Annotated in this window: 11 protein-coding genes and 1 pseudogene; 4 read left to right on the top strand and 8 right to left on the bottom strand. The window is 44.5% G+C overall.

Annotated elements, in window-relative coordinates:
- The first annotated feature begins 105 nt into the window (after window positions 1–105).
- Window positions 106–606: a hypothetical protein gene (locus tag LC065_RS02095; RefSeq protein ID WP_226593711.1), complete on the top strand. Its 501-nt coding sequence runs from the start codon at window positions 106–108 to the stop codon at window positions 604–606.
- Window positions 607–766: 160 nt separating this feature from the next.
- Here the strand turns inward: LC065_RS02095 and LC065_RS02100 are convergent, their stop codons facing one another.
- The 4 genes from LC065_RS02100 to LC065_RS02115 all read right to left on the bottom strand — a co-directional run bounded on the left by LC065_RS02100 (window position 767) and on the right by LC065_RS02115 (window position 4,433).
- On the bottom strand, window positions 767–1,321 hold the full coding sequence (locus tag LC065_RS02100) for a CBO0543 family protein (RefSeq protein ID WP_226593709.1): 555 nt from the start codon (window positions 1,319–1,321) through the stop codon (window positions 767–769).
- A 197-nt stretch (window positions 1,322–1,518) separates the two neighbouring features.
- Window positions 1,519–2,700, bottom strand: coding sequence for an NAD(P)/FAD-dependent oxidoreductase (locus LC065_RS02105; RefSeq protein ID WP_226593707.1), 1,182 nt, complete (start codon window positions 2,698–2,700; stop codon window positions 1,519–1,521).
- 17 nt (window positions 2,701–2,717) lie between these two features.
- A complete protein-coding gene (locus LC065_RS02110) occupies window positions 2,718–3,149 on the bottom strand; it encodes a helical membrane plugin domain-containing protein (RefSeq protein ID WP_226593705.1) in 432 nt (143 codons plus the stop codon).
- 366 nt (window positions 3,150–3,515) lie between these two features.
- Window positions 3,516–4,433: an aldo/keto reductase gene (locus LC065_RS02115; protein ID WP_226593703.1), complete on the bottom strand. Its 918-nt coding sequence runs from the start codon at window positions 4,431–4,433 to the stop codon at window positions 3,516–3,518.
- A gap of 194 nt (window positions 4,434–4,627) precedes the next feature.
- Here LC065_RS02115 and LC065_RS02120 point away from each other — a divergent pair, with 194 nt between their 5' ends.
- Window positions 4,628–5,422, top strand: coding sequence for a cytochrome P450 (locus LC065_RS02120; protein ID WP_371933388.1), 795 nt, complete (start codon window positions 4,628–4,630; stop codon window positions 5,420–5,422).
- A 22-nt stretch (window positions 5,423–5,444) separates the two neighbouring features.
- Entirely contained in the window at window positions 5,445–5,825 is a 381-nt protein-coding gene (locus LC065_RS20330) for a cytochrome P450 (protein ID WP_371933438.1), read from the top strand.
- A 37-nt stretch (window positions 5,826–5,862) separates the two neighbouring features.
- Here the strand turns inward: LC065_RS20330 and LC065_RS02125 are convergent, their stop codons facing one another.
- On the bottom strand, window positions 5,863–6,588 hold the full coding sequence (locus tag LC065_RS02125; RefSeq protein WP_226593699.1) for a TspO/MBR family protein: 726 nt from the start codon (window positions 6,586–6,588) through the stop codon (window positions 5,863–5,865).
- 175 nt (window positions 6,589–6,763) lie between these two features.
- Here LC065_RS02125 and LC065_RS02130 point away from each other — a divergent pair, with 175 nt between their 5' ends.
- Window positions 6,764–7,654 carry a fructose bisphosphate aldolase gene (locus tag LC065_RS02130; RefSeq protein WP_226593697.1) on the top strand — a complete coding sequence of 297 codons (891 nt, stop codon included), beginning with the start codon at window positions 6,764–6,766 and terminating at the stop codon, window positions 7,652–7,654.
- Window positions 7,655–7,691: 37 nt separating this feature from the next.
- On the opposite strand, the pseudogene LC065_RS02135 reads toward LC065_RS02130, so the two are convergent.
- The 3 genes and pseudogenes from LC065_RS02135 to LC065_RS02145 form a co-directional block, all read right to left on the bottom strand.
- Window positions 7,692–10,157: pseudogene (locus LC065_RS02135) on the bottom strand (heavy metal translocating P-type ATPase).
- Between the two features lie 168 nt (window positions 10,158–10,325).
- Complete coding sequence (locus LC065_RS02140) at window positions 10,326–10,712, bottom strand: ArsR/SmtB family transcription factor (RefSeq protein ID WP_306163721.1); 387 nt, start codon at window positions 10,710–10,712, stop codon at window positions 10,326–10,328.
- Window positions 10,713–10,923: 211 nt separating this feature from the next.
- The gene (locus LC065_RS02145; protein WP_226593694.1) at window positions 10,924–12,732 is read right to left on the bottom strand and encodes a methyl-accepting chemotaxis protein; all 1,809 of its coding nucleotides are present in this window, start codon (window positions 12,730–12,732) and stop codon (window positions 10,924–10,926) included.
- Between the last annotated feature and the right edge of the window lies 1 nt (window position 12,733).

Genomic DNA, 12,733 nt, shown 5'->3' on the forward strand with positions numbered 1-12,733 from the left:
TTCTACAAATTATCCTTGAAAATGGAAGGTCATCGGATAGACCTTGTAGAAATAGTTATACAGTCACTACATGATTAGGCTTAATAAAAAAGGAAGGTGAATGGCATGTTCAAGAATCGTTTATTCAAGAATGTCCTATTCCGATGGATGCCACATAAAGAGCAAAGCATTTGTGAAAAGAGATTGGTCAAAGTGGTCAAACGCCTGAAGGTTGAGAATTTCAATTTTAATTGGGACCGTAACAGTTGTTTTGTGGAGTTTACATATCAAGGGGAGAGCTATCGTCTCGAGCATTCCGTTGATAAAGCCAAAGAAAAAGGCATTATTTTAAGGAATGGTCTGGACTGCTTGAACGAATTGACACAGTCACTCGAAGATTTGGGTTTGATTATCGATCGTGGCATGTATGACTTCGACACTTGGATTGCCGGCATGAGACAGTCACCTTCCGTTGAGGAACCGCCTGAAGTGCAGGATGAGTTTCAACTTAAGTATAAATCTCTGGGAAAACAAGCGGGAGAAGAAACAATTGCGCTTAAACCAGAAACTTCTTTTAAGAAATTCGAAGACAGCCATCCAGCATCGAAACGAACGCAAATCAAATAAAAGAATGACCTGACTCTTCTTCCTAAAGAGCAGGTCATTTTTTATTGATCTTTTTCTTGCCGATGTACATCCACATCGCTATATAACTTACAAAAAGCAGGATCAAAAACATGGGTACAGATAAAACATCACGGATCATCACTGCTGCATAACACCCTTTCTATTTTAAACTGTCCAAGGGAAACGGAAAGAATACATAGAAAAGGACAACAATCGGCACGGATACGAGAAGACCCCGGACTGGGTTCTTGTAATGAAGATAAAGGACGACGAATAGTACGGCATTCAACGGAATGTTGAGCCAGTTGTTCCACCCATGATCATAAACGTACATCCCCTTTAGTGAAAACAACCATTCCAATACCGTGTAAAACACGACCCAGACCGTGATATAAATGAACTGGTTGCTTCGCGTTTTTGGAAAACGCTGCAAATAGATAATTAAGCCGACAGGGCAGATGAAAAAAGTGAACGCCATGTTGATGATGGAATGGTTCAGCCACTCCATTGTCACTCCCCGGAATGCCCACAGCGTGTGATTGTAATAAAGGAAATTGTAGGTCATGTTGACAGCAATAAAAAACAGGATCGTCGGATATTGCTTCCCTATCTGCTTCCAATCAACAAATCGATAAGCAAAAAGAATCCACACCACGATGACTAATAATAAATACATCTCCCACCACTCCAAGCAATCGATTTCGATTATCTCCATTCTGGACCCACCTAATATCCTTTATACATAAGCGGTCCATTCCCAGAAATAGCCACACCAGGTCATCCAATATCTGGATGACCTGGTGTGGTAAATAATGTAAGTGAAACACAAAAAAACGCCAGCTTCGTTTCCACTGGGAAGCGGTTGGAAGCAGGCGTTCGTTAAGGTGGTTTACCTTAAATTATTTTTTTATCTTAATAGGCAAGTGCGAATAGTCCCTTGATGTGGGAAAGATAGCGCACGTTACTTGCTTCTTTCATGACAGAAGCTGGAAGACCTTTCAATGGTGTCTGGTTAGCACCGATGAAAGCGACCGCGTCTTTACGGCCAAGGCTTGCAAGTGTACCTGAGTTGACAGGTTCGAACTCTTCAAAGCTCTTGTCTTCAAGGAAGGCATATAGGTTATAACCGACGGTCTCACCCATCTGCCAAGCAATTTGTGCTGTCGGTGGCTGCGGGCGTTCTTCACCTGGTTTGAAGTAAACTGCACTATCACCAACAACAAAGACGTCTTTGTGGGATACGGACTGAAGGTAGTTGTTCACAGACGCACGTCCGCGATTCACTTCAATGCCGGATTCCCCGACAAGTGGGTTTCCTGCAACTCCACCCGTCCAAACGAACGTATTCGCTGTCAGTTTACGGCCGTCTTTCAACTCGATGACGTTTCCTTCTACATTTGTGACAGGAAGTTCTGTCAGGAATTCTACGCCGCGTTTTTCAAGGCTCTTCGTTGCTCTTTCGATCAAGTGATCAGGAAGCATCGGCAAAATTTTCGGCATGGCTTCTACAAGTGTCAGCTTGATTTCATCAGGGTTAACCCCATATTTTTTAGCCATTGCTGGTGTTTCATCAGCCAATTCACCGACAAGCTCGACACCAGTCAAGCCACCGCCACCGATAACGATGTGTGCATCTGCTTCGTTATTCGTCGCTGCATAATCACGAATACGAGCTTCCACATGTTCGCGGATTTTATTTGCATCTTCTGCGGACTTAAGAACCATGCTGTGTTCTTGTAGTCCTGGGATGCCGAAGTAGTTCGTTACACTACCCAGTGCCACGACCAAAGCATCATAGAACAGTTCAGAACCATCTTCCAGTGAAATCTTTTTGTCATTGACAGAAAAGGACTCGACTGTTGCAACCTTAAGGTTGATGTCTTTTCCTTTCAATAACTTTTCAAGAGGAAGCGCGGCCGCCTGCTCAGAAATGTTTCCTGCTGCCAAACGGTGCAATTCTGTAATAATTTGGTGTGTCGGGGTTTTGTTAATGATTGTGACGTTCGCTTCAGAAGCGTCCATGTATTGGCGCACAGACAAAGCGGCAAGAAGCCCGCCATAACCGCCGCCTAGAATGACGATTTCTTTTGACATGTTGATTCCTCCATTTCCTACTCTTTGTGATTGCGTTCAGCAGATACTTTTAAGTATGCGTTGACGAAACGGAACATTTTTTGAGCTTGAGGATCTTTCAACATCTTCATCAAGCCGAAAAGTCCGATGACTTCTGAGCTGCTTTCCGCATGATCTTTCGCTTCGATTGCGTTTTGAGCTACTTCCTTCACGGAATGCTTGAGAGGCTCAGCCACTTCTGACATGAACTCAACGGTGTCCTTTTTCAGAACTTCATCCGTCGCAAGCGCTTGAACGGTGTCGTAGGAGCTTGAAAGAATCTTTACCAATTCGGTAAGCTTCGGAAGCTCTTTCACAAGAACAGTCAAAGATTCCTGTACTTCAGGTTCCAGTAGTTGGTCGAGCAGTTCACGCTCGTCACGAGCAACGTTTGTCTGCCCGTCTTTTTCTGTTGTGAATGAATCTGCCATATCCACTTCTCCTTTTTTGAGCCCTAGGCTCATTTTTTTATAAGTAAATAACTAGTACAAGCAACGAAAGCTCTACCTGTTATAAAACAGTAAGAGTGCTATTTTATAGCTAACGTTACTAGAGTAAAATATAATCTTGTGAAGCACAACACATTCTTTCAAAATAAACGCTTACAATCAAGATTTTTTTCATAATCCCCGTTCTTTTTACAGCATTTTCAATCAAAAAGACGGATTTATCGCTCTTCTTATCATTCGCTAAAGATATTTTCTCATTCTGAATTCTCCCTGTTTTATATGAAGAAAGGTTCTCCATATGAGAAAGAGGCTAACCATGACCCGATTAGCCTCCTCCTCCAACAGATGTTACGGTAAGTCGTTACCAGCAGCTCGATAAAGCTCGTACCATTCTTCTCTGGACAAGACAATATGAGAAGCTTTGGCAATATCCTGCATTCGCTGCGTGTTCATTGTCCCTACGACAGGTTGAATGTTTGCAGGGTGACGCAGAATCCAGGCAATCGCGATGGCAGAATCCGTCACGTCATACTTTTCAGCCAGTTCCTGAAGCTTGGCATTCACTTCTGGAAAAGCGTCATTGCCTACAAAAGGACCCTCAATCATTCCGTGCTGGAATGGCGACCATGCTTGAATGGTGATATCATTCAGTCGGCAGTACTCCAAGACGTTGCTGTCCCTGACGACGGCCGGATCGTTTTGCATGTTCACATTGAATCCGGCATCAATCATCGGCGTATGGACGATACTGAGTTGCAGTTGGTTGACGATCAAGCTTTCTCCCATATATTTCTTCAGTAGTTCCATCTGCATCGGGTTTTGGTTACTGACACCGAAGTAACGCACCTTTCCGCTTTCTTTCAGTGTAGTAAACGCTTCAGCTACTTCTTCCGGCTCCATTAATGCATCTGGACGGTGGAGCAGAAAACTGTCCACATAATCTGTATTCAACCGCTTCAGACTTCCGTCTACAGACTCCAAGATATGTTCTTTAGAAAAATCGAAGAAACCATTGCGAATGCCGCACTTCGTTTGAAGTTTGATGTCATCACGTGACAGGCCGGTCGTTTTCAAAGCTTCAGCAAAGACTGACTCCGATTCGCCTTTCCCATAAATATCAGCATGATCAAATAAGTCGACTCCATTTTCGACTGCATTTGTAATGACTTTAGATGCATCCTTCGTACTCAGTTCACTCATTCTCATACAGCCGAGCGAAATCTCCCCGACCTCTAAATCACTTTTCCCTAATTGAATTTTCTTCACTTTGTTTCCACCTTTCCCCAAACCTATCCTTATCTTATCACTTTCCCTCAAAACCTTAAGAAATAACGCTTACCAGTAAAAGGAGTACCAGGTCATCCAGAATATGGATGACCTGGTACTCCTTTTATTTCCAATTATCTTCATTCCCTTATATAATCCAAGGTAGACAGATCATTTCAGAGGAGGAACTTTGAATGGGGAACATGGAAACACTTCACCAGTCTAATTTTAAAGTAGGTGCCTTTTCGTTTTACGAAGAACTTCGCAGAGATCAACCAATTTTTCCGATGAACAGTGACGCAATGAATCACTCCTGGATGATTACAAAATACGATCACGTAAAAGAGCTGTTGAAATCACCCAGTTTCATTAAGGACCAAAGCAAGTTATTTTCTTCTTCACCTCAAGACACGGACCAAAACGACTTCAATATCTTCCAAAACATGATGCTCGACGTAGATCCACCTGACCATACACGCCTGCGCAAACTTGTCCAACCTTACTTCAATCCTAAGACCATTAAGCAGCTGGAACCGAGAATCCGTGAAATTGCGGATGATCTATTGAACAACATGAATCAAAAACACAAAACGATCAATTTAATTGATGATTATGCATTTCCACTGCCCATCATCGTCATCAGTGAGATGCTCGGTGTCCCCGCAGAGGATCGGGACAAATTCAGAAAATGGTCCAACACCATAGTCTCTGCCTCCAACGAGATGGACCCTGATTTTATGGGTGATGTAGAAGCTTTCACTACATACCTGACAGAGCTTTTTGAACAACGAAAATCAGAACCTCAAGATGATTTGGTTTCCCACCTCATTCAAACCGAAGAAGACGGCGAGCAGCTGACACGGAACGAACTCTATTCGATGATTGTCCTTTTGATCATCGCCGGCCACGAGACAACGGTCAATTTGATCGGGAATACCATGTATGCCTTGTTTGAGCATCCTGAACAGCTGAAAAAAAGTAAAGGCTGACCCTGCTCTCATTCCTGGTGCAATCGAAGAAGGGCTTCGCTATTACAGCCCTGTCGATTTTTCGACCGCTCGCTGGGCAGATGAAGACATCGATTTCCACGGCCAACTCATCAGACGTGGAGATTTCATTATCGCTTCAATCAGTTCAGCTAACCGCGATGAGGAAAAGTTTGATCGGGCCTCCCAGTTTGATATTACGAGAGAAAGGAATGCCCACGTCGCGTTTGGATTTGGCATTCACTTTTGTCTGGGCGCCCCACTCGCCCGACTGGAAGGAAAGATTGCCTTGGAAAAACTGCTATCGACGTTTCCGGATATCGGCCTAAACCGTGATGTACGCTCGCCCGAATGGCGTTCCGTCTTCCTTTTAAGAGGACTTGATTCCCTCCCCGTTTCTTGGTGAATAAAAAAAGCCACTTGATGAACGCATCAAGTGGCTCTTATTTTTTCCTCCATCCATATAAAATGGTGATCACAAGAAGCAGTCCCGCAAGAATAAAAGCAGAGTTCACAACGAGAGGTACATCGTTGCCTTGATTTTTCACGCCGATGCCGATAAACGCCCAGACAAAAACGAGCGGATACACCCAATCATCCTGACTTTTCATAAAGAAGACAGCAAGCAATGTACCCACAATCATCAACAGTATCGTCCATACAGAGGCGGAAATTCCGAATCCGTCCCAACCGATGTAGGTTAAATAATAGCTGATGTTTGCGATGGTTGCGACACTGATCCAACCGAGATAAAAAGAGAACGGAAGCCGGTCGAAAAAAGATGCCTCATTTTTCTGTAAGGTTTGATATAAGCGGATCAAAGTCAACAGCAATCCTATCATTACCAAAACCGAAAGGCCGAAAAATTCATAATGCCACATAAAAATCCAGAGACTGTTCAGCACGCTGCTTAAAACGAAGAGTCCGCTTGTTTCCTGATAGATGGGCAAGTCCCTTCTACTTTTCGGGAACTGCCGGATCACCCAGATTCCTAGTAAAATATAAATGAGACCCCATATACTGAATACATAACCTGCAGGAGTAAATAACACGTTTAAACGGTTGGATATTTCACCTGTCGTCTGACCATTCAAGGGCAACGCATTAGCAAGTCCATTCACAGTGACTACAAGAATGAACGCCAGGACGTTCATGATCCATTTCCCCATGAAAACTCCTCCTCTATACTCCGATTGATACATAGTATTCCTTTTCATGTCCTAATAAAACACGATCTCCTACATCCATAGTAAAAACTCTTCTTCCATTTCAGGTTATGCATGTCCAATTTAAGGGAACAGTAAAAAGGGAAATTTTTCACACTACGAAAAAGGAGTGGAAAACATGAATAACAAGCAATTTGAAAAAATGAAGAACGGTAATGGATTTATCGCTGCGCTTGACCAAAGTGGTGGGAGTACACCGAAGGCGCTGGCAGCTTATGGCGTCCCAGAAGATTCTTATTCTGGCGAGGATGAGATGTTCGACCTTGTTCATCAAATGCGGACAAGAATCATCACCTCCCCGTCTTTCAATGCCGACCATATCCTGGGAGCCATCCTGTTCGAGCAAACGATGGACCGGGAAATCGAAGGTCAATTCACCGCTAATTATTTGGCCAGCAAAGGCATCGTTCCTTTCCTTAAAGTCGACAAAGGGCTTGCGGAAAAGGAAAACGGCGTACAGCTCATGAAACCGATTGATGATCTTGATGAAACATTGCGCCGTGCCAATGAACGTAACATTTTCGGCACAAAGATGCGTTCCGTCATCCATGAGCCAAACCCTAGCGGAATCAAAGAAGTCGTTCAACAGCAGTTCGACATAGGAAAGAGAATTATCGCTTCTGACCTTGTGCCGATCATCGAACCAGAAGTCGACATTCACAGCAGCGATAAAGAAAAATGCGAGGAACTCCTCAAAGATGAGATTTTGAAACACTTGAACGAGTTATCTGAAGAGGAGAACGTGATGCTGAAGCTTACGATTCCAACTCAACCGAATGCATACAAAGAACTCGTCGATCATCCTCGAGTCGTCCGTGTCGTTGCACTTTCCGGTGGTTATTCCCGTGAAGAAGCGAACGAAAAGCTGAAAGAAAACAATGGCGTCATCGCAAGTTTCTCCCGTGCCCTGGCCGCAGACTTGAATGCCAATCAGTCTGATGAGGAATTCGATGCAGAACTTAAGAAAGCTGTCGATTCCATCTATGACGCCTCCGTCAATAAAAAATAGCAGCAAAAAAGGTGCGATCTATAGATCGCACCTTTTTTTATAATTTACTTCTTAATAACCTCATACTATTGAGAATGACAAGTAAAGCTGCCCCTGTATCACTCAACACAGCCATCCATAAAGTCAGGACACCCGGGAAAATAAGCATCAGTGCCGCGAGCTTTGTAACTAAGGAAAACCACACATTCTGTTTGATGATTTTCAACGCTTTCCTACTCAAGCGAATCGTGTGAGGAAGCTGTTCCAGGTTATCGGCCATCAAAACAATATCCGCCGTTTCCATAGCGGTATCCGTCCCTGCTCCCCCCATAGCGATGCCAAGATCAGAGGTCGCTAGAGCCGGGGCATCGTTGATTCCATCCCCAACCATGGCTACACTCTTTCCTTCTGCTTGAAGCTTCTTCACAGCTGAAACTTTATCCTCAGGTAAGAGCTCAGCGAAATAACGATCGACGCCTGTTTCCCTGGAAATCTTATCCGCTGTTCCATTGTTGTCCCCTGTGAGCATCACCATTTCCTGCATTCCAACCTGCTTCAACTTTTGAATCGATTGAACGGTGATCTCCCGAATAGTATCGGCAACAGCGATAAGGCCTAGAACTTTCTCAGAGGTCCCTACAACGACAATGGTGTTGCCCTTTTTTTGCAACTGATCAATCCGTTCTTTTATATCAGAAAGCGGTACCTGCATGTCTTCATACAGCTTCGGACTTCCAGCGAAATATTCTACGCTATCCAACTTCGCCTTCGCCCCTTTTCCTGCAATGGCTTGAAAGTCTTCCCCTTCTATCGCTGCGATGTTTCGTTCGGTGGCATACGTCGTAATCGCCTGAGCAATCGGATGAGTGGAGTGTTCTTCAATGGTTCTTGTCACACGAATCAGTTCATCTTCTCTTATGCCTAGTGCGTAAATTTGAGATACCTTTGGACGTCCTTCTGTTAGCGTCCCAGTCTTATCGAAAGCGATGGCTTTAATGGTTCCGGCTTTCTCAAGAAAAGTACCGCCCTTGATGAGGACACCATTTTTAGCTGCATTTCCAATGGCCGAAACAATCGCGACCGGTGTGGAAATGACAAGCGCACAAGGACAGGCAACCACGAGTAAAGCGAGCCCTTTATACAACCACTCTCCCCATGTACCAAAGCCAACGAGAGGTGGAAGCACCATGACCAACAAAGCAAGTGTGAAAACAATTGGCGTATAGACACGTGCAAATCGGTCGACGAAAGCCTAGGTGGGAGCTCTTTTCTCTTGAGCCTCTTCCACAAGATGGATGATTTTAGCGATGGTTGTATCTTCCACGAGCTTCGTAACTTCAATTTCTAACGATCCACTTTCATTTACTGTACCTGCATAAACAACATCTCCCGTTTGTTTGTCTACAGGCAGGGACTCTCCCGTAATTGGAGCCTGATTGACACTGGATGTGCCTGATATCACACCACCATCCAAAGGAATCTTCTCCCCAGGTTTAACGATGATGAGCTCACCAATTCCAACCTCTTCTACCGCTTTGCGGACGAGTTGGTTCCCTGATTTGACCGTAGCTTCTTTTGGCGTGAGATTGATCAAACTCCTGATCGACTCTCTCGTCCGTTCAATCGATCGGTTCTGAAGGGTATTACCCAATGCGAAAAGCCAGACGACCATGGCCCCCTCAAACCACTCGCCGATCAGGGCTGCACCGATAGCGGCCGATGCCATGAGGACGTTCATATCCAAAGAACCGCTCTTGACTGCATAAAAAGCACTTCTCGCAGGCTTGAAACCACCAATAAGAATGGCTGCCGCATAAAAGGCCACGATGAAATCAGAAGGAACACTTGTGAACGATCCAATAAAGCCGAGACCAAGGAACAGACCAGAGAAAGTCGTCGTTGATATGCCTTTAAGTTTGTTATCCTTCTGATTATGGACGCCTTCCTTGCCTTCCAAGGAAGCTTGAAAACCGGCCCTTCCTACTTCTTTTATGATCTCTTTCGGAGAGGTCGTATGGTGAATCTGCATCTTCCCTGTTGAAAATTGGACTTGAACGTCTTGAACAGCAGGATTTTTACTCAAATGCTTTTCAATTGTCTTGGCACAAGAGCCACAATCCATCCCGTCTATTTTATAGGTTTGCTGATTCTTATGACGATCCACCCGTTCCGCTTCAAAGCCCAAGCGGCGTATGTGCTTCGGAATCTGGTCATAGAGAGATTCATTCTCGGCACCTACTGTCATCTTCCCCGTCCCGTACTGAACACTAATCGATTGGACACCGCTGATTTTCTGCAGGCCTTTTTCAATCGTAGCTGCACACGAAGGACAGTCCATGCCTTTCACATCGAACTTCACAACGTTTGAACCTTCAGGACTGTCTGAGGTACAGCATGAAACATTTTCTTGTTCATTTCCACAACAATCGTCTTGGGAAGCTTCACCACCCTTGGTATCACTAGAACAACACGTTGTGGTTGACTCCGCCTCTTCTGGAGCAGTGGAGCAACAAGATGTCTCCATTTTGTCTCCATCCTTAGCGCTGGAACTGGAACAACAAGTGACTTGCGGCTCCTGTTCTTCTTTAGCACTCGAGCAACAGGACACCGCTTCATCTTTCAAAACCTTTTCCGAACTTGAACAACAGCTCGATTTCTTCTCCTCATTCATTCCTCTCACCTCTGTTTCTCTCTAAATTTCTTTCGAATGTTGAATCGCAATAGAGACCAACTGGTGTACATGTTCGTCAGCTAAAGAATAAAAAACGAGCTTCCCTTCCTTACGGTATTTAGCTAATTTCATATTGCGCAGTAACCGGAGGTGATGCGAAGCAGTTGCTGTCGTTGAACCAATAATGTTCGCTACATCACACACACAGAGCTCGTTTTCGAGTGTCAAAGCATAGGCAATTTTCAAGCGCGTGGCGTCAGACAGGGCTTTGAAAATCAACTCCACTCCAAGAACTTCTTCCACCTTCGGCTGGACTCTTTGGACAAGTTCTTCGTCGTAACAAAAAGTATCGCACGTATCTTTGGGCGTTTTCTTCACAACATTTTCACTCAATATATTCACCTTCATTCAAATAATCGTTTTAATGTTTAAATATAGTGTATGCCCTTTCTTTCAACCTCGTCAATGGTAATAATCAAAGATTCATTTGAATATAAGAATAACTCGATATACCATGAGGCACTGAACAGGATTTCTAACCTTAAATCATCAGCGCGACTCGCACTTTGATCCAAAATAAAAAGCCTTCCCTCAACTGAAGTTGAGGGAAGGCTCCTCTTTACCTGAACAAATCTAACAAGCGATCCCAGAAGCTCTTTTCCTCTTTTTTCTCAGGAGCCTCTTCTTGTTCTTCGTCCTTTTTGATGCTTTCGGTTTTAATGACGAACTGCACCGATCCAACCTTTTCATTCTTCTCGGAAACGAAGGATGTTGGTTCGAAGTCGGATTTATCGTATTCTTCGACCATTTGTTCAATTTCTGAATTCATTTGACCAGGTAAATCACTGGTGTTGGAGGCTAATTCGGATGTACCCTCGTGGAGTTCTGCAGCTCCATTTTCGAGCTCGGCGGTTCCGTTCGTCAGACTTCCAATGCCGCTGTGGATGTCTGCATAAGATCCTGCCAACTGGTCAACTCCACCTGTATAATCTTTGAGTCCTGCGTGGAACTCAGCATATTTTGATGAAAGTGACTGTAATCCTTCCTGCAATTGTTTGACCGATTCACCAATATCCATACTTTCCATACTACTACCGATCTGGCCAGCCATCGTGTTCAGGTTTGTACTCATTTCATTCAATGAACCCGCACTCTGTTCCAAAGCTGGGCCGACGGCTTGATACGCTTCTTTTACATTAGCGTACGTTCCTTTTGCGGTTTGAGCAGCCTGGTATGTTTCTACCAACTTGTTGACGACTTCCGGGTCGGCCCCACTTTCACGCAAGGCTTGAATTTCCTGTTCTGAAATCTGATATCCGGGAATGGCTTCAATGGACTGACTCAATGCCTGATGGGCTTGACTGTACTGATCCTTTAGATTCGTCAATCTTTTTTCAGCCTCACTCAAACCTGCAGCAAGCTGACGCAACCCATCTTCCATTTTGGCAAAGTCACTCACGTTCACTTCACCAGATCCGGAAGCGACAGACTCGTTCATCTGTTGCAGTGCATTCTTGATTGAAGCTGAGCCTTCCACAAGCTCTGATGAACCATCGCTTACCCCTTGGATGCCGCTGTTAAATTGTTCTGATCCGTCATAAAGACTTGCTGCGCCATCATTCAGTTCAGCAATTCCATTTTTGAGCTCACCGACACCTTTGTTGATTTCAGCAGTGGCATTCGATAAAGAGCCCATGTCGTTCTTCATTCCACCAATGTCCGGAGCGTCAATGGACATGGAGGATGGAATCGCTGCAAATTCAATGCTTTCCATCTCCAAATCGGTAACATCCGCGGTCAGAGTGAAACTTCCTTCTTTTTCAGGCATGACGGTGAAGGTCACTTGCCGGTCTTTCCCTGCGTTCGCAACCGTTCCTTCAGGAGCTTGAATGTTTTCATAAACCATGGAATCAAGCTTCATCGTGATCTGCATCAAGTAATTGTTGAAAAAGCTCTCATCCGCCTTTTCATTTTTCCTTGTATCAATGCTTACTTTGAGCTTGCCGTCTTTTCCGACCAGCTCTTCAGGATTCATGGCTTCTCCATCTAATTGATAGGATACATCGATATTCCATGGCAGTGGTTTGCCTTCTAAATTGCCTTGATAGTAATACTCTTCTTCTTTCGCGTGCAATTCGACTTTTTCATTCTGCTGCTCAATTTCAGTGACATCCGTCAAGTTCTGAACACTTGTATAAGGGCCATAATCGACGATTTCCCCAGGCTCTTCGATTGTAAAATTGTTGACGACGTACATTTCTTCTTGATCGCCGGAAGCATCAAGTGTGGTGTACACTACTTCATGCTTTTTCGAGTAGGAGCCTTTCCCTTCCGGCTCTGTTTTTTCGTTGTCTTCTGCCGACACAGGAACGGCCGGCATGACGAGAAGAAATGCTGTGAACATCGCAGTCGCACGTTTGAATCTCATC

Source organism: Halobacillus litoralis (assembly GCF_020524085.2).
Lineage (GTDB): Bacteria > Bacillota > Bacilli > Bacillales > Halobacillaceae > Halobacillus > Halobacillus litoralis_E.

Coding starts and splice junctions, on each gene's coding strand:
- LC065_RS02095 (WP_226593711.1), top strand. CDS start 106: ATGTTCAAGAATCGTTTATTCAAGAATGTCCTATTCCGATGGATGCCA.
- LC065_RS02100 (WP_226593709.1), bottom strand. CDS start 1,321: ATGGAGATAATCGAAATCGATTGCTTGGAGTGGTGGGAGATGTATTTA.
- LC065_RS02105 (WP_226593707.1), bottom strand. CDS start 2,700: ATGTCAAAAGAAATCGTCATTCTAGGCGGCGGTTATGGCGGGCTTCTT.
- LC065_RS02110 (WP_226593705.1), bottom strand. CDS start 3,149: ATGGCAGATTCATTCACAACAGAAAAAGACGGGCAGACAAACGTTGCT.
- LC065_RS02120 (WP_371933388.1), top strand. CDS start 4,628: ATGGGGAACATGGAAACACTTCACCAGTCTAATTTTAAAGTAGGTGCC.
- LC065_RS02125 (WP_226593699.1), bottom strand. CDS start 6,588: ATGGGGAAATGGATCATGAACGTCCTGGCGTTCATTCTTGTAGTCACT.
- LC065_RS02130 (WP_226593697.1), top strand. CDS start 6,764: ATGAATAACAAGCAATTTGAAAAAATGAAGAACGGTAATGGATTTATC.
- LC065_RS02140 (WP_306163721.1), bottom strand. CDS start 10,712: ATGAAGGTGAATATATTGAGTGAAAATGTTGTGAAGAAAACGCCCAAA.
- LC065_RS02145 (WP_226593694.1), bottom strand. CDS start 12,732: ATGAGATTCAAACGTGCGACTGCGATGTTCACAGCATTTCTTCTCGTC.